20 protein-coding genes and 1 riboswitch are annotated in these 22,742 nt (G+C 37.1%); of the genes, 13 read left to right on the top strand and 7 right to left on the bottom strand.

Annotated features, from left to right (window positions below; genetic code table 11):
- Positions 1-130: 130 nt before the first annotated feature.
- The 6 genes from MKY60_RS19125 to MKY60_RS19100 all read left to right on the top strand — a co-directional run bounded on the left by MKY60_RS19125 (position 131) and on the right by MKY60_RS19100 (position 4,165).
- On the top strand, positions 131-652 hold the full coding sequence (locus MKY60_RS19125; RefSeq protein WP_093496296.1) for a tubby C-terminal domain-like protein: 522 nt from the start codon (positions 131-133) through the stop codon (positions 650-652).
- 139 nt (positions 653-791) lie between these two features.
- The gene (locus tag MKY60_RS19120) at positions 792-1,211 is read left to right on the top strand and encodes an organic hydroperoxide resistance protein (protein ID WP_093496297.1); all 420 of its coding nucleotides are present in this window, start codon (positions 792-794) and stop codon (positions 1,209-1,211) included.
- A gap of 24 nt (positions 1,212-1,235) precedes the next feature.
- A complete protein-coding gene (locus tag MKY60_RS19115) occupies positions 1,236-1,673 on the top strand; it encodes a MarR family winged helix-turn-helix transcriptional regulator (RefSeq protein ID WP_340880643.1) in 438 nt (145 codons plus the stop codon).
- A gap of 5 nt (positions 1,674-1,678) precedes the next feature.
- Positions 1,679-2,155, top strand: coding sequence for a glutathione peroxidase (locus MKY60_RS19110; protein WP_241598085.1), 477 nt, complete (start codon positions 1,679-1,681; stop codon positions 2,153-2,155).
- 95 nt (positions 2,156-2,250) lie between these two features.
- Positions 2,251-2,601, top strand: a complete 351-nt coding sequence (locus MKY60_RS19105) for a hypothetical protein (RefSeq protein ID WP_139219705.1) — start codon at positions 2,251-2,253, stop codon at positions 2,599-2,601.
- Between the two features lie 130 nt (positions 2,602-2,731).
- Complete coding sequence (locus tag MKY60_RS19100; RefSeq protein WP_093496301.1) at positions 2,732-4,165, top strand: MATE family efflux transporter; 1,434 nt, start codon at positions 2,732-2,734, stop codon at positions 4,163-4,165.
- A 307-nt stretch (positions 4,166-4,472) separates the two neighbouring features.
- Here the strand turns inward: MKY60_RS19100 and MKY60_RS19095 are convergent, their stop codons facing one another.
- A complete protein-coding gene (locus tag MKY60_RS19095) occupies positions 4,473-5,648 on the bottom strand; it encodes an aminotransferase class I/II-fold pyridoxal phosphate-dependent enzyme (RefSeq protein WP_340930926.1) in 1,176 nt (391 codons plus the stop codon).
- Between the two features lie 287 nt (positions 5,649-5,935).
- Between MKY60_RS19095 and MKY60_RS19090 the strand changes: the two genes are divergently transcribed.
- The 3 genes from MKY60_RS19090 to fabI all read left to right on the top strand — a co-directional run bounded on the left by MKY60_RS19090 (position 5,936) and on the right by fabI (position 9,840).
- A complete protein-coding gene (locus MKY60_RS19090; RefSeq protein WP_093496303.1) occupies positions 5,936-6,676 on the top strand; it encodes a gluconate 2-dehydrogenase subunit 3 family protein in 741 nt (246 codons plus the stop codon).
- Between the two features lie 22 nt (positions 6,677-6,698).
- A complete protein-coding gene (locus MKY60_RS19085) occupies positions 6,699-8,411 on the top strand; it encodes a GMC family oxidoreductase (RefSeq protein ID WP_093496304.1) in 1,713 nt (570 codons plus the stop codon).
- Between the two features lie 649 nt (positions 8,412-9,060).
- Positions 9,061-9,840, top strand: a complete 780-nt coding sequence (gene fabI, locus MKY60_RS19080) for an enoyl-ACP reductase FabI (RefSeq protein ID WP_093495727.1) — start codon at positions 9,061-9,063, stop codon at positions 9,838-9,840.
- Positions 9,841-10,631: 791 nt separating this feature from the next.
- On the opposite strand, the gene MKY60_RS19075 is transcribed toward fabI, so the two are convergent.
- The 5 genes from MKY60_RS19075 to MKY60_RS19055 form a co-directional block, all read right to left on the bottom strand.
- Positions 10,632-11,387 (bottom strand): amino acid ABC transporter ATP-binding protein, encoded by a 756-nt coding sequence (locus tag MKY60_RS19075; protein ID WP_241598077.1) that lies wholly within the window; start codon positions 11,385-11,387, stop codon positions 10,632-10,634.
- Positions 11,388-11,400: 13 nt separating this feature from the next.
- Positions 11,401-12,114, bottom strand: a complete 714-nt coding sequence (locus MKY60_RS19070) for an amino acid ABC transporter permease (RefSeq protein ID WP_093495725.1) — start codon at positions 12,112-12,114, stop codon at positions 11,401-11,403.
- Positions 12,115-12,126: 12 nt separating this feature from the next.
- Entirely contained in the window at positions 12,127-12,843 is a 717-nt protein-coding gene (locus MKY60_RS19065; protein ID WP_340930925.1) for an amino acid ABC transporter permease, read from the bottom strand.
- Positions 12,844-13,051: 208 nt separating this feature from the next.
- Entirely contained in the window at positions 13,052-13,903 is an 852-nt protein-coding gene (locus tag MKY60_RS19060; protein ID WP_241598075.1) for a transporter substrate-binding domain-containing protein, read from the bottom strand.
- An 11-nt stretch (positions 13,904-13,914) separates the two neighbouring features.
- Complete coding sequence (locus MKY60_RS19055) at positions 13,915-15,090, bottom strand: acyl-CoA dehydrogenase family protein (protein WP_093495723.1); 1,176 nt, start codon at positions 15,088-15,090, stop codon at positions 13,915-13,917.
- 104 nt (positions 15,091-15,194) lie between these two features.
- Positions 15,195-15,295: riboswitch (SAM riboswitch) on the bottom strand.
- A 162-nt stretch (positions 15,296-15,457) separates the two neighbouring features.
- Between MKY60_RS19055 and MKY60_RS19050 the strand changes: the two genes are divergently transcribed.
- From MKY60_RS19050 to MKY60_RS19035, 4 genes are all read left to right on the top strand, one after another.
- A complete protein-coding gene (locus MKY60_RS19050) occupies positions 15,458-17,494 on the top strand; it encodes a catalase (protein WP_340930924.1) in 2,037 nt (678 codons plus the stop codon).
- 160 nt (positions 17,495-17,654) lie between these two features.
- Positions 17,655-18,992: an FAD-dependent oxidoreductase gene (locus MKY60_RS19045; RefSeq protein ID WP_340930923.1), complete on the top strand. Its 1,338-nt coding sequence runs from the start codon at positions 17,655-17,657 to the stop codon at positions 18,990-18,992.
- Positions 18,993-19,612: 620 nt separating this feature from the next.
- Entirely contained in the window at positions 19,613-20,812 is a 1,200-nt protein-coding gene (gene thrS / locus MKY60_RS19040; protein WP_340930922.1) for a threonine--tRNA ligase, read from the top strand.
- 199 nt (positions 20,813-21,011) lie between these two features.
- A complete protein-coding gene (locus MKY60_RS19035; RefSeq protein WP_338106507.1) occupies positions 21,012-21,782 on the top strand; it encodes a GNAT family N-acetyltransferase in 771 nt (256 codons plus the stop codon).
- Here the strand turns inward: MKY60_RS19035 and MKY60_RS19030 are convergent.
- Complete coding sequence (locus tag MKY60_RS19030; protein WP_241598067.1) at positions 21,772-22,620, bottom strand: DegV family protein; 849 nt, start codon at positions 22,618-22,620, stop codon at positions 21,772-21,774. The genes MKY60_RS19035 and MKY60_RS19030 overlap by 11 nt on opposite strands.
- Positions 22,621-22,742 lie beyond the last annotated feature (122 nt).

The raw sequence follows: 22,742 nt of genomic DNA, 5'->3' as shown, positions 1-22,742 counted from the left end.
TAGAAGTTTTTGAGGTTTGACCAAATTTAATTGGACAAAAGCGATTAACCCAAAAGGAAGCCAATAAGAAATTGTTTCCCGGGAAATAATAAAGTCGAGTTATGTTATATTTTTTACAGGAGGGATGAACGTGGCTAACTATACATACGAACAGCCTATTGATATTGAGGAGACTCCGAAAACCTCTGTTTACAATGAAAACGGAGAAATCGTGTATATATTTCAACGATATTATTCCAATGGTTTAAAGAAGCGATTAGATAAAATAATGGATTACCGTTACTTTCTTTGGTATAACGTTTACGATACAAATGGTGAATTAAAATGTATGTGTAAAAAAGTATCTCGCAAAGGAAAAGTTTATTTTGAAGCATTTGACTATAACGAACAGAAGAAATACATAGTTGCGTATGATAAGTGGAAAGAGCTAGTGCCAGACTTATTAATTACAGATGGTAATTTGCAGATTAAATTAGATAAAGAAATAGAAGGTTGGTCTAAATTTTTCTATAATGACAATGAAATCGCAAGGTGGAAAGCGAGTCTCGACAAGGTTTTTAAAATTCAACTTGAAGTGAATGACAATACTCCTGTAAATAACGCAGCATTCTTTATCGCAATTAGTCAGTGTGCTTTGTTTATAGGTTCCTAAAATAAATGTGTGTGAAGTTTTCAAGTCGAAAACTCCATGCATTTTTTATTATATAAATGCATATTATTTTACATCGTACGCGATGTAGTTTACTGTAATGAATATATCGTAGACGATTAAAATAGAAGGAGGATGTAATATGAGAACATTATACGAAACAACTATTGTAAACACAGGTGGTCGACAAGGTGAGGTACATTCACTAGATAATATATTTTATTTGGATATTGCTAAACCACAAGCATTAGGTGGAGAAGCAACTACTGCATCAAACCCAGAACAGCTTTTTGCTGCAGGCTATAGTTCATGCTTTAATAGTGCTTTAGAGCTAGTGCTCGAACATGATAAAGTAAAAGTAGAAAAGAGTGAAGTTACTGCAACTATTTCATTAATCACCGATAACGAAAACGGTGGCGTGAAGTTAGCTGCTAAGCTAGAGGTTGAAATTTTTGGCTTAGACGATGAGCTAAAAGAAAAATATGTAAAAAAAGCGCATGACTATTGCCCGTATTCTAAAGCAGTAAAAAACTCCATTGATGTAGAAATAATCGTATTATAAATAAATCTTTTAGGTGTGATTTTTTTGAACAAACCTTCCAAATTGGAACAACAGCTATGCTTCGAGGTATACAAAGCATCTAGTAATTTTTCCAAACTATATGCCCAAACTTTAGAACCATTTCATTTAACATTCTCGCAATATCTAGTACTTCTCACGCTATGGGAACAGAATAACTTGTTAGTAAAGGATATCGGAAATCAATTAGGGCTTGGGATTGGAACATTGAATCCTATTATCAACCGTATGATCAGTAATGGATGGCTTAACAAACAGCAGTCTGATAAGGATCGACGAGCATTCGTTATTTCGTTGACGGAAAAGTCTCTAGAGCAGGAGAAACCAATCGAACAGGCAATCATAAGTAAAATTACTAGTTGTAATTATTTAGATATTAACGCACAGACTTTAATGACCAATCTAAAAGAGTTAAATGCAATTCTAAATCAACTTAAGGAGTGAGTAATATGAGCATTTATGATATTAAAGTTAAAAAATCTGATGGCCAAGAGTACGAGTTAAATGAGTATAAGGGAAAGCCAATGCTCATCGTCAACACTGCAACTAAATGTGGTCTAAGCGGTCAGTTTGATGGACTTGAAAGAATATATAATGATTATAAGGATGATGGGCTCGTTGTACTAGGATTCCCTTCAAATCAATTCAAGCAAGAATTAGGTAATGCTGAGGAAGCAGAGCAAGCTTGTCGAATGAGTTATGGCGTCACATTTCCAATGCATGAAATGACCAAGCTTAATGGAAAAGATGCGCATCCACTCTTCCAACATTTAACCGCTAACAGTAAAGGGATTTTATCGAAAAATATCAAATGGAATTTCACTAAATTTCTTGTCGATGAAAAAGGGGAAATCATTAAAAGATATGCACCAACAGATAGCCCAGAATCGATAAAAAAAGACATTGAAAAAATATTTTCTGAATGAATCATAAAACCTGGATATGGAATATTTAGGTTTTATATGTTTAGGATTGAATGTGAAAGGGAATAACAGGGAAAATGATGGAATGGGGAGATACAATGGGGAAATTAGTAGAAAAGGAACAAATACTTTTAGCATACTATGTTTGTAACTTCTTAGAAAAAAATGATAAAAACACAGATGAACTAGGAGAAGTCTTAAAAAAAGCATTAGGCAATAATTTGGAAAGTATTCAGGGTGAACTAAATGATAAAGGTCTACTAAGTGATCATGATCGAATGATAACTAATGAGGGAATATTATATTTGGACAATATATTACACATTCCATCCGATGCTGTGGAGCGGAACAAATTAGCTTATGTGAAGGATAACCTTTTGACGTATGAGTTAGAGTTATCTGTTCCTGAAATCAGGGAGTATATTCATAAACATGTAGGAATTGAATAATATATAATGCACGTTGACTTCCAAATAGTCAAACGTGCATTTTTGTATTGCTGGAAAATTGTACGAAATCACCTCAGTTCTTATAGCGTCTGCACTTTTCCTATAAACCTATAGTAGAAATGCATTTTCTATGGTAAGATTCTTCTTATCAAAATTTCAAGATAAAGAAGGAGTTGCAGTGGTAGTTACTAAAAAAAGCAATTTAGGAGAAAAGTTAAGCCTGTTCACCTTGACTTGGCCGATTTTTTTGGAAGTATTTTTGTTTATGTTAATGGGAATTGCGGATACATTCATGCTAAGTGCCCTTTCGGATGATGCGGTTTCAGGAGTAGGAGCAGCAAACCAGTATATTCATATAGCTATCTTAGTACTAGAGGTTGTCGGAAATGGTGCGGCAATTGTTGTTTCTCAATATTTAGGCTCAAAGCGTTATATAGAAGCATCAAAGATTTCAGGATTGGCAGTAACCCTAAACTTATGTGTGGGGATTCTCCTCAGTATTGGATTCATTCTATTTTCTAAAAGTATGATGGTTGCAATGAATCTGCAAGGGGATGTTCTAGTCCATGCTCATCAATATTTGACGATTGTTGGAGGAGCAATTTTTTTACAGGCTATTATTAATGCACTTTCGGCTATTATTCGTGTTCATGGTTATACGAAGCAGACAATGTTTGTTTCCCTTGGGATGAATATTTTCCATGTCATAGGAAACTATGCGTTAATTTTTGGGAAATTTGGATTTCCAGAACTAGGCGTTCAAGGTGCAGCTATTTCATCTGTAGTAAGTCGTTTTTTAGCATTACTTGTATTCTTCTGGCTGTTATACCGAGTGATGGAGTATCGAGTACAGGTTCACTATTACTTCACTTTGTCCAAAGAGTATATTAAAAAGATTTTACGGATTGGTCTTCCATCTGCATTTGAACAGATTTTATACCAAGGCTGTCAAATTGTATTCTTATACTACGTTACCTATTTAGGAGCAGAATCATTGGCAGCTAGGCAATATGCTGTGAATATTTCGATGTTCACGTACTTATTTGCTATTGCAATTGGAATGGGAACAGCGATAATTGTCGGACGATTGGTAGGAGCAAATGAAAAAGATGAAGCATATAAATCAGTTTGGTTTAGTGTGAAATGGGCCATAGTTTTTACTGTAACAATGGTAACAATCGTTATCATTCTACGTTATCCACTTATGGGGTTATTTACTGACAATACACAAATTATCAAAATAGGTGCATCTGTGTTACTACTAAGTTTTGTATTAGAAACAGGACGAACGATAAATATAGTGATTATCAATTCATTACGTGCTGCAGGTGATGCAACTTTTCCGGTTATTATGGGTGCTCTATCTATGGTGATGATGAGTTTGCCATTGGGCTATTTTTTGATTTTTGTATTGGATTTAGGTTTAGCGGGAGTTTGGCTAGCAATAGCAGCAGATGAATGGACTCGTGCTACAATTATGTACTTTAGATGGAAAAGTAGGCGCTGGGAAAGATTTGCACTCGTACACCCAAAAGTGGAGGAAGATGGATTAAGAGATAACTAGGCAGATCCTGTCTAGTCACTCTTAGTCTTTTTTTCTACTCCCAAAGCTTGGAGATATATGTTAAACAAATAATATATATCTATTAAAGGGTAGGGATTATATTAGATTAAACTCTAGTGAACAAATATTTTCAGAACTAACTTTAAGGCCTATTCTCAACAGTTAAAGTTAATCTGCAAAAAACTTGTTCGTTTTAGTAGCTCCAACTAAAAACAATCTTTAGTCGATAATCAGATTAAAGATTGTTTTTTTATCGGGATAGAAACTCATCTGTTATTTTTGGATTACAAAGAGTTTTATTCTAATATTAACAAATTGTAAGTACTTCTAATTTTTTTAACTGTTCTACCGCTTGTCTCAATACATCTATATCCTGCACTAATGCAACGCGAACGTAGCCTGCACCAGCGGAACCAAAAACGGTTCCAGGTACCATTACGACTCCAGTTTGATCAATTACTTCAAAGACGAAATCCATGTCATTCATTTCATATGGATATTTTGCCCAAACGAACATCCCCCCAGTGGAAGGTGCGACTTTCCACCCAAGATCAGTTAATGCGTTTGTGAGGAAATGATGTCTCTCAGAAAATATCATACGCAAACGTTCTGTTATCTCCTCTGCATGGTTTAAGACAACAATCCCTGCTTCCTGAATGGGACCGTAAATACCAAAATCTAAATTCGATTTTAGTTGCTTCATAATATTAATCATCTCTGCGTTTCCAGCAATATAAGCAATCCGAGTACCAGCAAGGCTAAAGCTTTTCGATAAAGAGTTGATCTCCATCCCTACTTCTAATGCTCCCGGTGTTGAGAGGAAGCTGCTTGGCGAATTCCCAGTAAAATAGAATTCTGAATAAGCTGCATCATGTAGAACAGCTATATTGTATTTATTGGCAAAGGCAACGACTTTCTCAAAGAAAATCGGATCAGGCATTGCTGGGACTGGATTTCCTGGTAAATTTAATATCATTAGTTTTGCCTTCATTGCAATCTCTTCAGGTATTGCATCTAAATCAGGTAAAAACTTATTTTCTTCTAATAGTTCCATATAATAGGGTGCTGCACCAGCAAGTTTAATGCCAGCATCATAGGCTACATAACCAGGGTTTGTCGTTAGAATAATATCTCCTTCATCACAAAAGGCAATTGGGAGGTGGACAAGTCCTTCCTGTGAACCCATCGTTTGAACAATCTGAGTTTCTGGATCCAATAGAACATTGGAGCGACGTTTATAATAATCTGCAACTGCCTCATTGAAGCGTGTTGTTCCAGTAAGAGTATAGCCATAAGAATCTGTTGCATAGCTAAGATCTGATAATACTTTTCTAGCACGTTCATCTGGTGGAAGGTCAGGACTACCTAAGCTCAAATCATATAGGTCAAAGCCTTGAGCTTGCTTGGCAGCTGCGGCGGCTTTCAAATCCCCAAAAATTGCTTTTTCAAATAATGACATTTTAGTAGATGGTTGAACCTTCAATATAAGCACTCCTAACTCAAATGAAATTTTATGTTCTATCATATCATAATTTTCAATAAAATTGTGAGAAACATGAATGCAATATATTACAAATGCCAATACTATTATTTTCTACACAGAATCGCTAAACTGCATTCTTGCTATTCGGACAAGTTTTAAAGTAATAATCTTCACGAAAGAACAAAATATGCTAATAAAACATGTTGAGTGATTAAAACAGAATAGATTTGTATATCCTTTTTTAAGAAGTTCCCAGTAAGATCATTTTCTTTAAGGAGACTATGTATATGACAGAAAAACCAAAAAACTATTCAAGAAGAGACTTTCTAAAAACGACAGGGATTGCTACTGGAGCATTAATTGGTGGCGGGTTAATCGGTGGCTTAGTTGGGTTAAATGTAGATAAGACAGATAAAAGTGTATCTGATACAGGAACTACAAATCATGAGATGGCAACTAACCAGGGATTTCAATTCTTTCAAAATCAGAGAGAGTTCGATGTGCTTTCAAATGCTACGGAACGTATTTTTCCGAAAGATGATTTAGGACCAGGTGCAATTGATTTGGGGGTACCTTATTTTATTGATCACCAACTAGCGGGACAGTATGGGAGCAATACAAAAGAATACATGCAAGGTCCGTTTGCTGTAGGTGCTAAAACTCAAGGATATCAGAGTCGGCTAACAAGAGCATCAATTTTTAGGCAAGGAATTGGTAAGTTAGAAGAAGAGGCTAGTAATAGATTTGATAAGGGATTTTCTAGTTTAGAAGCTGAGCAAATGGATGAAATTTTAACAGCTTTTCAAAACGATGAAATTGCAATGACGGGAGTTACTTCAGCGTTTTTCTTCCGCTTACTTCGAACTGCAACATTAGAAGGAGCCTATGCGGATCCAATGTATGGTGGTAATCGAAACATGGATGGTTGGAAGATGAAAGAGTTTCCTGGACATCAAATGGCATATATAAATGTAATTGAAGAAGATAAATTCCAAAAAATCGAGCCAATGTCACTTGGCGGAATGTAAACGAAAGTAGAGGGGAAGATTTATGGCTACTACATTACCAAAAGTAGATGTCGTTATCGTTGGTTTAGGGTGGACTGGCGGAATCATTGCGGCAGAATGTGCAAAAGCTGGACTAAAGGTGATTGGTTTAGAAAGAGGAAGAAAACGAGGGACAGAAGACTATCAAAAAATACATGACGAGTATCGTTATGCTGTTCGTTATGAATTAATGCAGGAAGTATCAAAAGAGACTATTACTATTCGAAATAACCGAAAGATGCCTGCACTCCCAATGAGACAGATGAGCTCTTTTTTACTCGGTGAGGGATTAGGAGGTTCAGGAACACACTGGAATGGGCATACATGGAGATTTTATCCGTATGATTTTCAAATTAAAACGATGACAGACGCAAAATATGGTCCAAATAAGTTATCCAGTGATTATCTACTTCAAGATTGGGGTGTTACCTACGACGAGTTAGAACCGTATTTTTATAAATATGATCAAACCGCAGGGATTTCCGGGGAAGATAAAAATCCATTTTGGGGTAAGAGGGCGCAGGACTTCCCGACACCTCCCATGAAAAAAACTCCCATCTTGAAAAAGTTTGAAGGAGCGACCAAATCACTAGGCTATTCTCCTTTTATGCTACCCTCTGCAAATCTCTCGGAGGCATACACAAATCCAGATGGAGAGGTCATAAATGCTTGTCAATATTGTGGTTTCTGTGAGCGATTTGGTTGTGAATATGGAGCCAAGACATCACCTGAAATAACTGTTATTCCGACGGCTACAAAAACCGGAAATTTTGAATCAAGATTTCATGCAAATGTATTGGAAGTTGTAAAAAATGGGGATAAGGTGACTGGTGTAAGATATTTAGACACACAGTCTGGGGAAGAATTTATCCAAGAAGCCGAAGTCGTTGTTCTAGCAAGCTACGTTATGAATAATGCAAAGCTGCTAATGGTATCTAAAATTGGTGAGCAATATGACCCTGAAACAGGAAGAGGAACACTTGGTAAGAATTATTGCTATCAAATATTACCTGGTGCAACTGGTTTCTTTGATGAGCAAATGAACACATTTATGGGAGCGGGAGCCCTTGGTATGTCTATCGATGATTATAATGCGGACAACTTCGATCATAGTGATTTAGATTTTATTCATGGGGGTAGTATTTCCATCACACAAACCGGATTTAGACCGATCGAAACGAATCCAATACAACGAGGTACACCAACCTGGGGAGCAGAATTTAAGAAAAATTCTATATACAATTACACTCGTACATTATCAATTGGAGCCCAAGGTGCATCGATGCCTCATAAGGAAAATTACTTGTCGCTTGATAGTAAATATAAGGATGTTTATGGGTTACCACTCCTCCAAATGACTTATAATTTTACGGATCAGGATAGAGCCTTGCATAAGTATATTACTGAAGTATCTACAAATATTATGAAAGAAATGGGAGCGAAAACGGTAGAAGGAAAAGAGGTCATTACGGATTATGATATCGTAGGCTATCAGACAACTCATAATACGGGTGGAACAATTATGGGAGCAAATCCTGAGAATAGTGTAGTAAATCCGTTTTTACAACATTGGGATGCAGAAAACTTGTTTGTAGTAGGAGCAGGAAACTTCGCGCATAATGGAGGCTATAATCCAACCGGAACAGTAGCAGCGCTAGCTTATAAAAGTGCTGAAGGAATTATAAAATACAGTAAATCAGGTGGTTCGCTTGTTTGATAAATAGTATAAGATTTGAAAAAGCTACGGGTCCTTATTGGGCTGGTAGCTTTTTGTAATCTTAGTGATTGCATGTTTTCGACTTTTTATTGACTTAGAGAGTAGAGAACAACTATTTGTAATTTAACTTTACAGGTTTTAATTGTGAATAAACAAAGTATTTTGGTTAAATTATCCTTTTCGCAAGTAAAAGATCATGGGGCACAAGTAAATATAGAATAAGAGCAAGTAAATTCCATACGACCGCAAGTAAGAAACAAATGAAAGCAAGTAAACAAAAGGTGAGCGCAAGTAAACAAAAAATAGTATCAAGTTAATCAAAAATAATATGAAGTCACATGCTTCTTGAGTAACAAAGTCCGTATCTTTTTGAAAGTTGTAGTTGTAGTGGAACGATGATCGGTAGATACAGCAAGATTACCAATCGAGATCCGCATGAAGTTGTAACGCCAGTTCGAGAAAATAGTATGTTCACTTAAAGAGAACTTACGCTATCATCATTTCGATTTTAGTTGTCATTAGCATATGCATTTTAAGGTGAAAAAACAAAATGATTTAGTACAATCAGTAGAGTTTATGGTATGATTAAACTAATAACCAGGTGCTAATAACAGGTATAATATATCTGAATAATAAAGTGGAGGTACATATGAGAGACTTAATTCAATTAAAAGATAAAAATATTGTTGTTATGGGTGTTGCGAATGAGCGTAGCCTTGCATGGGGAGTTGCGAAGTCATTATTTGAAGTAGGTGCAAATGTTATCTTTACATACCGTAAAGAACGTTCCCTTGGAAAAATAGAAAAATTATTGAAAGATAATAGTTTAGAGGCAAAACTAGTAGTAGAATGTGATGTAAATAGCGATGAAAGTATTAAGGCGGCATTTCAACAAATTGGACAGGAAGCTGGAGTAATCCATGGTGTAGTTCACTCCGTTGCCTTTGCACATGCAGAAGATTTAAAAGGTGATTTTTTACAAACTTCAAGAGAGGGTTATGCTTTTGCACAAGATACAAGTGCTTATTCGCTTATTGCTGCAGCTAGAGAAGCAACGCCTTTTATGACCGAAGGTGGTTCTATCGTAACAATGACATACTTAGGGGCTGAACGTGTACTAGAAGGCTACAATGTAATGGGGATTGCCAAAGCATCTCTAGAAGCCTCTGTTAAGTACTTGGCTTTGGACTTAGGGAAAAATAATGTACGTATAAATGCTGTTTCCGCAGGGGCAGTTCGAACACTAGCTGCAAAAGGAATCTCTTCTTTCAATACGATTTTGCACCAGATTGAAGAAAAGTCTCCGTTAAAACGGAACGTCACTCAACAAGAAGTAGGCGATATGACTGTTGCGTTATTAAGTAATTTATCAAGTGGTGTAACAGGTGAGGTCATCTTCGTAGATTCTGGCTATAATATAATGGGCTAAATTAATATTCACGAATAAAAGCGGCGGAAAATGAATTAGTCATTTTCCGCCGCTTCTTAGATAATAAGTATATACAAAAATATACCGTGAACACTGGATTCATGGGACTTTAAAGGATAAATAATACAGTGATTTGCGTTACATGTGGAGAACAAAGGCTAAGTGCGCCACGTCCTGTGGCAAAGCCTTTGTGACCAACATCCTGTTGGCCTCCGCGGGCGAGGTCGAGCCTCCTCGTTGAAAACATATGCTCCTTCGGTTACTCGTCGCGAAGACCTTGACCAGATAAAGTTTGGCCAATGTCTTCACTACGCTCCCTGAGGGGTCTCGACTTTCTCGCTTATCTCGCTGGAGTCGCCACATTTCACTACAATGATTTAAGTGAGTAGTACTCTACTAAAAGGTTTAGCATAGCCTCTAGTTTAGACAATAATAATAGTCAAAGTTAATAGCGGGATAAAACCGTCTGTCCGGTTAAGGATACTATTTTATCATGAAAGAAGAAAGTAGATCTCCATTTATCGGAGTCTATTTCATCCTTATTTATTTTAAGATAAAACATGTATATTTAGGCGGATTTATATCCAATTATTCGTCTATATAAAGTGAATCTAGTTGATTGGAGGGCAGAGCGGCGACTCCAGTGGGAATAGCGCGAGCTGAAGCCCCTGGACTGAGCGTAAGCGAGGGAAGCGGCTAAAGCCGTGCCCACGGAAAGCGTGCGTCCGCTCGGAGTGGAAATCAACGGCATATCTGCTTTTCTGTTCTTAGAAGACCAGCTTTTTATTGTGCTAAATATAAAATGTATAATCCTCTGGTAACACACGTTTTAAGAATTTCTTCGTGCGTTCTTCTTTTGGACTTATGAAAATATCATGAGGGGTACCTTCTTCTACTACTACGCCGCCATCCATAAAGATAACTCGGTTTGCAACATCCTTTGCAAAGGACATTTCATGTGTGACAACTAACATAGTAGTACCTTCATTGGCGATATTTTTCATAACCGTTAGTACCTCCCCAACCAATTCAGGGTCTAATGCAGAGGTTGGTTCATCAAATAGAATAATATCAGGATTTAATGCTACTGCTCGTGCGATCCCAACACGCTGTTGTTGACCACCGGAAAGCTGACTTGGGTAGGAATTATATTTGTCTGATAAACCTACCTTGTCTAGCGCTTTTTTACCAATATCAGTAGCTTTAGTTTTATGTATTTTACGACCAATGACAAGACCCTCCGTCACGTTTTCTAAGGCAGTTTTATTGTTGAATAAATTATAATTTTGAAATACGAAAGCTGTTTTTTGTCGGATGGTGTGGATATCTTTTTTAGAGGCATCATGCAAATTTACTTGCAACTCGCCAAAAGTTGCCATACCACTATCGGCCTTTTCTAAAAAGTTAATGCAGCGCAATAATGTCGTTTTTCCAGAGCCACTTGGACCGAGAATAACTACTACATCACCTTTATCAATAGTTAAATCTACTCCCTTTAATATCTCATTCTTCCCAAATGATTTATGAATTTCATTGATCTTTAACATTTGATAATCCTCCTTAAGCGCTCACATATTTGTATCTGCGTAGACGTTTTTCATATAATTTAAATCCGTATTCGACAAGGCTACACAAAATTATATATACAAGAAAAATATCTATATAAGCTTCCACATAGTTATAGCCTACGTTTGCCGCTACCTTCGCTTTTAATGTGATTTCCTGTAAGGACATTGCATATCCAAGTGATGTAGCTTTTATTAGATTCACGGTAGCTGTACAAATATTAGGTAATGCTACGACCAACGCTTGAGGTATTACGATTCTAAGGTAGGCTTGGAGATTTGAAAGTCCAACTGATTGAGCTGCCTCTAGCTGTCCTTTGTTGACAGTGCTTAAAGCCGATCTAAATACTTCTATCAATATAGCTGTAGTGCTGAAAGAGAATACGATAAAAGCGTACCAAATAGGGTTGATATCGTAGACGTTTATGTTGATATTATACCTCTCAAAAAACAAGGAAAGTATTAAGGGAACACTCGCATAAACGATGAAAATTTGAATAATAATCGGTGTACCTCTTACGAAGGAAACATATATTCTTGAGAACCAGTTTAATACAGGTACTTGATTGATACGTGTTAAAGCCAATAAAAAGCCTAAAGGTAGTGCAATAAGCAAAGCTACAACGGTAACGAGAAGCGTAATTGGTACACCGGATAATGCAATGAAGAATGTATCGATTAAAAATGTATAATTTAAACCTTCCGACATTATTTACACTCCTTAATTTGTGTTAATTGTATGCTTTCCTTTGCTAAATACTTTTTCAAGCTTTCCAAAGAACTTTTCGATAAGTATGGATAAAATCCAGTAAACTAGTGCAAGTGCGATAAATATCTCTAATGCATGTGTATTATAGTTTGCTGCAATGATTAAATTGGCTTTCCCAACGATATCGATTAGCCCGATAGTATATGCAAGTGACCCCTCCTGAAGTAATGCGATAAGGCCATTTCCGAAGTTAGGAAGTGCAACTACAAGTGCTTGTGGGAAAATGATTCTTCTATATGCTTGAAAGGGACTTAAACCAACGCTAACAGCAGCTTCAAATTGACCTTTTTCTATGGACTCATAGGCTGATCTAATAACCTCTGCCATGATAGCTGCGAATTGTAAGGTGAAGGTAATGACGACAAATACTGCTGTATTTAAATCATGTAAATATAAACCGAAGTTGTCGGCTAAAGCAGGTACACCGTAATACACTAAAAACAGTAGTACAATAGATGGTGTACATCTTAAAATCGTTATATAGAAGTTTGCTAGTTTTTGAGCAATTTTACTCTTTCCAAGCTTCATCATAGCGAGAATCAAACCAAAAAAAGTACCGAAAATAATGGATAATCCAGCAACGACAAAAGTTACTTTTAAAAATGGAAGCAATATCGGAAGTGAGTTCCATATGTACGATACATCAAAGTATTTTTCCATATTGTGCATTATTCCCCCTATGATATTTTAAAGGCTACCTGTGCATCCTGCGCCAGGCAGCCTCTATCCCGAATAAACGGGCAGTGACACTTCCAATCCAAGGCTTTATTCTATAGTAACTACTTATAGGTGGAACAACTGCCCGTAAAACTCCTAAAATAAGGTGGGGTGAAGAAAACCCTACTCATTGTTGTTTTACGTTATAGGAATCTAACAATTATCTTTCAACTTGGTCTAACACTTCAAAAAGGTCTCGACCGTAGAACTCTGTACTGAATTCATTTGTTTTCTTTTCTTCTTGTAATTGCTTAATAGCTTTATCGTAAGCATCTGCAAATTCTTGCTCTTTTTTGTTGAATAATGGCCATGTCTTGATAACTGCAAATTCATTGTAAACAACTTCATCTTTTAGATTATAGTAAGGTCCAGTTTCATCTAAAACCTGTTTTTGGAATGGCCCTTCAATTATTACTCCGCCGTCAACACGCCCCTCATTGACCCATTGGATTACATCCACGGTAAATGCATCACCTGCATCTAGTTTTACAGGGTTATTAGGATTTGCTTTGTTGTATTCATCAATTACAGTATACTGCGCATTATTTGCGGCAATCGGTGCTAAAGAATATTCAGCAGTTGCAAAATCCTCTAACGATTTAATATGCTCATTTTCTTTTTTCAATACGAGACCTGCACTACTTAAACCAAGGAATTCTTTGGGGAAAATAAACTTTTCTGTGCGTTCCTCTGTCCAAAAAGCATTTTTCACACCAACCTGAAACTTGCCTTGCTCTACTCCGATTAATAGATCATCACTTGTAGTCCCCACATATTCAAATTCATATTCAGGTAGTAGTTCATCTACTAGTTTCATAATTTCTACATCATATCCAGTGGCATTTCCATTGTCATCCAACCAAGAAATAGGTTTAGAAGCCATGTCATATGCTACTTTTACTTTGCGAACATCACCACCTTCTGACGAAGTAGAAGCCTCCCCGGAACTACAAGCCGCTAAAAAAGTTATGGATACTAAACCAACCGCTACTAATTTGAAATACTTTTTCATGTTCATTCTCCTCATCCTTTTACTAAGTTTTTATTTTTTACTTCTTCTAACGCTGAAAGTGCTAGTTTCTTAATGGTCATATCATCCATAGGAGGATTATGGAGTCCCGCTCGGACATCTCGATAGTAACGTTGTAGTGGATTAGTTCGCTGTAAGCTTTTGGCGCCAACTAAACGCATTGCTTTATCAACAATAGTGATGGCTGAATTAGTAACTATATGCTTTGCCACACTTACTTCGTTGGAAAGTAGTTCTTTTGTAGCCTCATTGTCATACGAGGTAGCGACTCCGTAAATGACTAATCTTGCTTTAGTAAGTTCTAAATCTATTTCTCCTATAAGCTGTTGAACGTTTGGCAGCTGTGCAATAGATCCGTTCAAGCTATTTGGTGAATGGGTATTGGCAAACTGTACTGCGTAGTCTCTTGCTGCCTGTGCGATTCCGAGATAGGTCGCTGGTATATGTAATAGCCACCCATTAATCTTTCCACCACTAGCGAACTCGGGGAGCTCTACTAGATATGACTCATGAACGATTACGTTATTCAATACTAAGTCATTACTACTCGTTCCTCGCATGGATACAACATCCCAGGTTTCTTCAATGGAAAGGCCAGCTGTATTGCGAGGAATAAGGAAGAAACCAACTTTTTCTTTTTCCTCAATCCATGCAGATGTTAAAAAGTAGGATAGAACAGGGGATGCGGTCGTGAATATTTTACGTCCATTTAGTATCCAAGAATCTCCTTTTCTTATGGCTTTAGTTCCAGGCCTACCCCCACGCGTTGGGCTTCCAGTTTGAGCTTCACTGACAGAACGATTTATGAGTGCGCCATTTAATACTTCTGCTGCAAAAAAATCGAGTTTCTCTTTCTTCCAAAGTTTGTTTTCAAATAGTTCACCAACAACACCTAAGCTCCAACCTACTGATAGGGCTGTGTTGGCATCAAAGCTAGCAAGTGTTTCTTGTAAAAGAACCATATCGTATACAGAAAATCCATTACCACCATACGATTCAGGTAGTGTAAGGCTTGCATATCCGATATTGATCAAATCATCCACGTTTTCTTTTGGAAAAATAGATTGTTCATCAATTTCGGCGGACTTGCTTTTAAATTTTTCTTCTAACTCATATAACTGATTAATCCAATACTGCTGTTTTTCCGTTTTGATGTACAAGTTATTCACAGTTGTCGTCTCCTTTTAATTTTAATTATTCCTATGTGTTAAGTTGGTTTTAAGTGCAAATAAAAAACCCTTTTGAAAATCAAAAGAGTAAGTAGTTTTATGTACACTTATCTCTCAAGTTTCTTGCTGGAAGTAGCACCATACCATAGAAGTGGCGGTTGCTGAAGCATCATCGGACCAGTCCCTCAGCTTCTCTTAATAAGTAGTATGGAGTTGTGGGAATAATCGTACTACTTAATCTACAAGAAGTCAATAGTAATTCTTATCAATTTACTATGGATTAAGTATTTGATTCTATTTTAGGGGTTTTTGAACTGTCATTCAGGGTATTAACAATAGTGTAGATATAAGTAGAGGAGGAGTTTGTTTGGATAAGAAAGTAACTGGAAATAGCAAAGATGAACAATTAGAAAAATTCCGTGTGGACGATCAAGGACAAGCATTGACTACGAATCAAGGACTAAAAATATCTGAGGATGAATTTTCTCTAAAAGCAGGAGAACGAGGGCCTACTTTGATAGAAGATTTCCATTTTCGTGAAAAAATGACGCATTTTGATCATGAGCGCATACCAGAAAGAGTAGTACATGCTAGAGGTTATGCGGCTCATGGGGAATTCGAATTATACGAATCAGCTAGTGAATTTACGAAGGCAAAGTTTTTACAAACACCTGGTACAAAGACTCCAGTGTTTGTACGGTTTTCTACTGTGGCAGGTTCACGTGGATCTGGTGAATTAGCTCGCGATGCTAGAGGATTCGCTACTAAGTTTTATACGGAAGAAGGAAATTATGATTTAGTAGCAAATAACATTCCTGTCTTTTTCATTCAAGATGCTATTAAATTTCCAGACCTGGTGCATGCTATAAAGCCAGAGCCACACAATGAAATTCCGCAGGCTGCGACTGCTCATGATACGTTTTGGGATTTTGTTGCTAACAATGAGGAGACGGCACATATGATCATGTGGACAATGTCAGATAGGGCTATACCACGTAGCTTTCGTATGATGGAAGGGTTCGGTGTAAATACATTTCGTTTCATTAACGAGGCAGGTAAATCCCATTTTGTAAAATTTCATTGGAAACCACTACTTGGTACCCATTCAGTTGTATGGGATGAGGCACAAAAGATAAATGGGAAAGATCCGGATTTCCATCGTCGTGACCTATATGATGCGATAGATAATGGGGATTATCCTGAGTATGAATTTGGAGTCCAACTTATCGCAGAGGAAGACGAATTTAAATTTGATTTTGATATTTTGGATCCTACTAAACTATGGCCAGAGGAAGAGATACCAGTAAAAATTTTAGGGAAGATGACATTAAATCGTAACGTAGATAATGTATTTGCTGAAACTGAGCAAGTTGCGTTCCATCCAGGAAGTGTTGTACCAGGAATAGATTTCTCAAATGATCCACTACTTCAAGGACGATTATTCTCTTATACAGATACACAATTAATCCGTCTTGGTGGTCCTAATTTTCATGAGCTACCGATAAACAGACCTGTTTGCCCATTCCACAATAACCAGCGTGATGGATATGGAAGACAATCGATTAATGTGGGAAGAGTGAACTATCATAAAAACTCTCTTGCTGGGAATACTCCGATACCTGTTAGTGAAGCTGAAGGTGGGTATTCGCATTACCAGGAGAAGATAGATGCTCGAAAAGTTCGTGCACGAAGTGAGAGCTTTAAAGACCATTTTTCGCAAGCTAAGTTATTTTGGAATAGCATGAGTAATCCAGAAAAAGAACATATTATTAGTGCATTTAGCTTCGAACTTGGTAAGTGTAAAGAATTGACAGTTCGTCAACAAGTTCTAGAGATGTTCGCGAAAGTTGATTTGGATTTATCGAATAAGGTAGCGGAAAATTTAGGACTTGTAGTGCAAGGTGTGAGTACTACAACTACTACAAAATCTTCCCCGGCACTTAGTCAGTTAAATACTTTTATGAAGCCACATACTAGAAAAATAGCTGTTTTAGTTGGAGAAGGGTTTGAAGAGGATTTACCCTCAATTCTAGCAGATTTAAAAGCAGGCGGAACAATGCCGGAAATAGTGAGTGATCATCATGGATCAGTTGTTGGAGCAGATGGGACGTTGCTGCCAGTAGACCATACTTTCCTAACAGCTGATTCGGTATTATTTGATGCGGTATATGTAGCAAGTTTACATGGTAAAACAGCTATGTTTGAAAAAGAGGCTACGTATTTCATCAAGGAAGCTTATGCACATTTTAAACCGATTGGCGCTACATTTAGTGGTGAGCAACTAGTGGACAATCTTCACTTTACTGGTCAAGCTGGTGTACTCTCCAAAGAATCTGGGAAAAGTTTCGTGGACAGTTTCCTAAAAGCTATTGCTGCGCATCGATTCTGGAACAGAGCAGTATAAATATCAAGTGGGCATGTCCAACTATTAGGACATGCCCATTTTACATAGAACATAAATTATATAGTGTTAGTGAGAAAACGTTTGACCATTTTTCTTTGTGTATAATATAGACAGAGGTTTACAGATACTGAGTAGAAGCAAAAGCAGAGGGGGAAATTTCATGCATTATGTAATAATCGGTGGAGATGCAGCTGGGATGAGTGCAGCTATGGAAATTGTACGTAACGATCCAGACTCTCAGATTACAACGCTAGAAAAAGGGCATATCTATTCCTATGGGCAGTGTGGATTACCCTATGTAGTCGGAAAGCATGTTCCTTCTTCAACAGATGTAATAGCTCGAAGTGTAGAAATGTTCCGAAGTAAGTATGGGATTGATGCAAAAACAGGATACGAAGTGACGAAGGTGGATAACATAAATAAAACTGTATCAGGGGAAATCTTACAAACTAGGGAAAATTTTATATTAAATTATGATCGTTTACTTATAGCAACTGGTGCGACCCCAGTTATCCCAAAATGGGATGGTGGTCATTTATTAGGGATTCATACGATTAAAACGATTCCAAATACAGAGGCGATTATCTCAGATCTAGAAAATGTTCAGCAAGTTACAATAATTGGTGGGGGATACATCGGGCTAGAAATGGCAGAGAACTTTGTGAGTATTGGGAAAAAGGTGCGAATTATTCAAAGAAGCAATCAGCTTGCTGGTATATTTGATAACGATGTAGCATCTTTTATACATGAGCATGCAAAGGAAAATAATATAGAAGTATTATTAAATGAAGAAGTTCAATCGTTAAAGGGAGTTAATCGGGTAAATACGGTTATAACAGACAAAGGGAGTTATCCAACTGACTTAGTCTTAGTGGCTGTCGGAGTTAAACCAACAACTGAATTTTTAAAGGGAACTGGCATTGAAATGCAACTAAATGGGGCAGTTGTAGTTAATAATCATTTAGAAACGAATTTAGATAGTATTTATGCGGCGGGAGATTGTGCAACTCATTTTCATCGTATTAAAGAATTGAATGATTATATCCCTCTAGGAACTACTGCAAATAAACAAGGGAGAATTGCCGGATTAAATATGATTGGTCAACGGACAGAGTTTAAAGGTATAGTTGGCACATCCATCATGAAATTTTTTAATTTGGCACTTGGAAAAACAGGTTTATCTGAGAAAGAAGCAAAAAAGCTTGGTATTTCATATGAAGTCCATGTTCAGGAATCAACGGACATCGCAGGCTATTATCCGGGCAAGGAAACGATGCATATAAAACTGATCTACAGTGTTGGTGACCAACAACTTTTAGGTGGCCAAATTATTGGTGGAAATGGTGTAGATAAAAGAATTGATGTATTAGCAACAGCTCTTTATCATCAAATGACCTTTTCTGAGTTATTGGATCTTGACCTTGCATATGCTCCTCCGTTTAATGGAGTTTGGGATCCGTTACAGCAATTGGCAAAACGAAATACTGTAAAGAAATAAAAAAGTAATGTTGACTATTTGCATTTTGTTGCATATACTAAAAAAAATAATTAGTAACCAGCGAAGAAAAGGACATGAATCATTTTAACTTTCTTATCAGAGAATGGGGTCACCGACTGAAAGCCCTTAAAGAAAAACGAATGGTTTACCACCTTGGAGCAATTATGGGGAACGCATTTATGTAATTATCCATAATCGGGAAACCGTTATCTTGTATGAGCGCAACAGAATTTTTAGTGTTGCAAATTAGGGTGGAACCACGACCACACTCGTCCCTTTACCGGGATGGGTGTGGTCTTTTTGTATTATGGAAAGTCAGTAAAAAATGATAATTTAATATTCAAGCGAAGAAAAGGACATGAATTATTTAAAACTTTCTTACCAGAGAATGGGGTCACCGACTGAAAGCCCCTAAAGAAAAGCAAATGATTTACCACCTTGGAGCAATTATGGGGAACGCATTTATGTAATTATCCATAATCGGGAAACCGTTATCTTATATGAGAGCAAGCATCTTTTTGTGTTGCAAATTAGGGTGGAACCACGACCACACTCGTCCCTTTACTGGGATGGGTGTGGTCTTTTTTTAGGTGAAATTTAATTAAATTGGAGGAATTAAAATGTCAGTTAAAGCAGAAGAAAGAGTTAATCATCAAAATTTAGGGCAGAGATTAGAGCTGTTTATGTCGATGGAAGAAGCACCTGGTATGCCGTTTTATCTACCTAAAGGGATGGTGCTGCGAAATGAACTTGAAAATCTATGGAGAGAAAAGCATCAAAGAGCAGGCTATCAAGAGATTAAAACTCCCATTATGATGAAGCAGGAGCTTTGGGAGAAATCAGGGCATTGGGATCACTACCATGAAAATATGTATTTTGCAGACGTAGATGATCAAAAGTATGCGATAAAACCAATGAATTGCCCAGGAGCTGTCTTAATTTTTAATAGCAAACGAAGAAGCTACCGAGAGCTGCCTATTCGATATGCGGAACTTGGTCTGGTCCACCGCCATGAATTATCAGGGTCTTTGAATGGATTATTACGAGTTCGAGCATTTACTCAGGATGATGCTCATCTATTTGTTTTGGAGGAGCAGATTGAAAGTGAATTAGCAAAGGTGCTAGATCTTGTAGATGAATTTTACTCAGAATTTGGCTTTAGCTATAAAGTAGAGCTATCTACGCGCCCAGAAGATTATATGGGGTCAGTAGAGGCTTGGGATAAAGCAGAGCTAGCATTAGAAACTGTTCTTCAGAGTAAGGAGGTAGAATATCAAATAAATGAGGGAGATGGTGCATTTTATGGTCCGAAGATTGATTTTCATATTTTAGATGCGTTGGGACGTAGTTGGCAATGTGGGACTATTCAGCTTGATTTTCAAATGCCTGAGAAGTTTGGTTGCCAGTATAACGACGAGAACAATCAATTACAACAACCAATTATGATCCATCGTGCGATTTATGGATCCGTTGAACGATTCATGGCTATTTTGTTAGAGCATTTTCAAGGTAGCTTTCCGCTGTGGTTATCCCCAATCCAGGTCAAGGTATTACCCATTTCCGATGCGCATATTGAGTTTGCGGAGGAGGTAAAGCAACAGCTAGAACAAGAGGGATATCGAGTGGAGGTGGACAATCGGGTAGAAAAAATTGGCTTGAAGATACGTGAAGCAGCTATGCAAAAGCATCCTTATATGCTCATTGTAGGCGATCAAGAAAGAGAAAATAATGCAGTTTCTGTTCGCAAACACAAAGTAGGTATTTTGGGTGAGATGAGTATTTCAGCTTTTATAGAGGAATTGAAAAGAGGAGACAAATAGCCCTAGAGTGCAGCAATTAAAACTCTGCTACTATAAATGTTTATTGCTCCTTCTGTATAGACAATTATAAATAAGCTTTAAGTGAATCAATACTGTACCAATTGTCTTAATAACGCAAAAGAGCACAAGTATTCACATTATTGAAAAGGAGTTTCCATACTTTATAACGAATGAATAAAGACAGAGTAAGGAGGTAGTTATGAGAAAGTGGTTATTGTTATTTGGGGGTCTTGCTATTCTAGTTGGTAATGTATGGGGCATCTATTCTATGTATCAGCCGAGAGTAGGGCCAATTGGAAACGGAAAAATTGCGGACCAGGTCTGGGTTAGTATATCTATAAGTTCACTGACGGGGTTATTTGTTATAGCACAATCTGTAGTTTTTTTTCTATATGATAATCATAAAAAAAGATTTCCAAAATTGGAAACAGAACGTTTTTTATTGCGCCCAATTGAAATAAGTGATGCAAAGGACGTATTTCATTATTTTTCACAAGACGAGGTCACCAAGTATTATGACTTAAATACGTTTAAGGACATAAGGGAAGCAAAAGTATTAATAGAAAACTGGCAAAAGCGATACCATAAAAAAGAGGGGTTACGCTGGGGAATTGCTACGAAGGAAGACAATAAAATTATTGGTAGCTGTGGTTATCACAATTGGGAGAAGGAACATTTTAAAGCAGAAGTTGGTTTTGAAGTGACACCAGAGTTTTGGCGAAAAGGCGTTATGACTGAGGTTTTAGAGCCTGTTTTACGTTACGGTTTCGAGGCAATGGAGTTAAATCGAATTGAAGCACTCTATGATCCCGAAAACTTAGCCTCAAAAAAGACACTAGAAAAAGCAGGCTTTGTATATGAAGGAGTTTTAAGGCAATCAGCGTTTGAAAAGGGATATTTTTGTGATGCGGCAATTTGTTCCTTATTGAAAAAAGAGAATGTGCCGCAGCACAAACTCTTTAATATCTAACCCAGCTAAGTCCTGTTGTTCCTTCACCAGCGTGGACTCCAACACAAGCACTAAGAGGAAGAACAACTACTTTTAGTTTAGGGAATTCTTGTAGCAATTCTTCTTTCCAAGTTCTAGCATCAATCGTATTGTTGCAATTAATAACCGCAACTTCTGGAACCGTGGAAATTTTCATGTCGTTTCGTAGCAAATTCATTACATAATTCTTCGCTCTTTTATCTGCGCGAACCTTTTCTTTCATAACAACTTTTCCGTTATCAAAGGAAATAACAACTTTTATGTTTAAAAGGTTACTTAGAAAAGCTTTTGTTCCAGATACACGACCACTTTTATGGAGTTGCGTTAAGCTGGATGGTATAAAGGAAAGTTCGGAGTTATTCGTCATATTTTCAATATGAGCAACAACCTCCTCTATGTCGTGATTTTCTTCCATCATACGCTTACCGACTTCTAGCATTTTGACCATTGGATATGATCCTATTTTAGAGTCAATTGAATACACTTGAAAGTTTGCCAATTTTGAAGCAGTTTGTGAGCTATTATAGGTTCCTGACAACTCACTGGATGTGTGAACAGCAACGGCACAGTCGTATCCTTTTGCTTTTAAGTCTTCATATAATTGCACCATCTCACCGATTGGAGGCTGTGAAGTTTTTGGATGAACCTTTGCTTTGCGTAACTTGTCGTAAAATTCGTCATGCGTCATTTCAATTGTTTCTTTAAAAGCACCATCTTCAAATACGATATTCAAGGGAAGGACATAAATATTATGTTTTTCAATGAAAGTTGGGTCTAATAAAGCGGCGGTATCAGTAATCCAAGCAACTTTTTTCTTCATAATTTTAAGGGCTCCTTTTTTGCAATCCTATTAGCGCTAATTTACATCAGACTTAATATTAGCAATAGTGTTATATGTCATATTTTGTAGGTATTTCGGAGCCTAGTACATATTTTGAACAT

The sequence above is a fragment of the Psychrobacillus sp. FSL K6-1415 genome, from assembly GCF_038003185.1.
Classification (GTDB): domain Bacteria; phylum Bacillota; class Bacilli; order Bacillales_A; family Planococcaceae; genus Psychrobacillus; species Psychrobacillus psychrodurans.
Note: the sequence above shows the minus strand (reverse complement) of the source record. Positions and strands in the feature narration are given on the sequence as shown.

Bases quoted from the DNA above. Each gene is read 5' to 3' on its own strand.
- MKY60_RS19090 (WP_093496303.1), top strand. From the start codon at position 5,936: ATGACAGAAAAACCAAAAAACTATTCAAGAAGAGACTTTCTAAAAACG.
- MKY60_RS19035 (WP_338106507.1), top strand. From the start codon at position 21,012: ATGAGAAAGTGGTTATTGTTATTTGGGGGTCTTGCTATTCTAGTTGGT.
- MKY60_RS19045 (WP_340930923.1), top strand. From the start codon at position 17,655: ATGCATTATGTAATAATCGGTGGAGATGCAGCTGGGATGAGTGCAGCT.
- MKY60_RS19030 (WP_241598067.1), bottom strand. From the start codon at position 22,620: ATGAAGAAAAAAGTTGCTTGGATTACTGATACCGCCGCTTTATTAGAC.
- fabI (WP_093495727.1), top strand. From the start codon at position 9,061: ATGAGAGACTTAATTCAATTAAAAGATAAAAATATTGTTGTTATGGGT.
- MKY60_RS19085 (WP_093496304.1), top strand. From the start codon at position 6,699: ATGGCTACTACATTACCAAAAGTAGATGTCGTTATCGTTGGTTTAGGG.
- MKY60_RS19075 (WP_241598077.1), bottom strand. From the start codon at position 11,387: ATGTTAAAGATCAATGAAATTCATAAATCATTTGGGAAGAATGAGATA.
- MKY60_RS19120 (WP_093496297.1), top strand. From the start codon at position 792: ATGAGAACATTATACGAAACAACTATTGTAAACACAGGTGGTCGACAA.
- MKY60_RS19105 (WP_139219705.1), top strand. From the start codon at position 2,251: ATGGGGAAATTAGTAGAAAAGGAACAAATACTTTTAGCATACTATGTT.
- MKY60_RS19060 (WP_241598075.1), bottom strand. From the start codon at position 13,903: ATGAAAAAGTATTTCAAATTAGTAGCGGTTGGTTTAGTATCCATAACT.
- thrS (WP_340930922.1), top strand. From the start codon at position 19,613: ATGTCAGTTAAAGCAGAAGAAAGAGTTAATCATCAAAATTTAGGGCAG.
- MKY60_RS19100 (WP_093496301.1), top strand. From the start codon at position 2,732: ATGGTAAGATTCTTCTTATCAAAATTTCAAGATAAAGAAGGAGTTGCA.
- MKY60_RS19110 (WP_241598085.1), top strand. From the start codon at position 1,679: ATGAGCATTTATGATATTAAAGTTAAAAAATCTGATGGCCAAGAGTAC.
- MKY60_RS19065 (WP_340930925.1), bottom strand. From the start codon at position 12,843: ATGCACAATATGGAAAAATACTTTGATGTATCGTACATATGGAACTCA.
- MKY60_RS19070 (WP_093495725.1), bottom strand. From the start codon at position 12,114: ATGTCGGAAGGTTTAAATTATACATTTTTAATCGATACATTCTTCATT.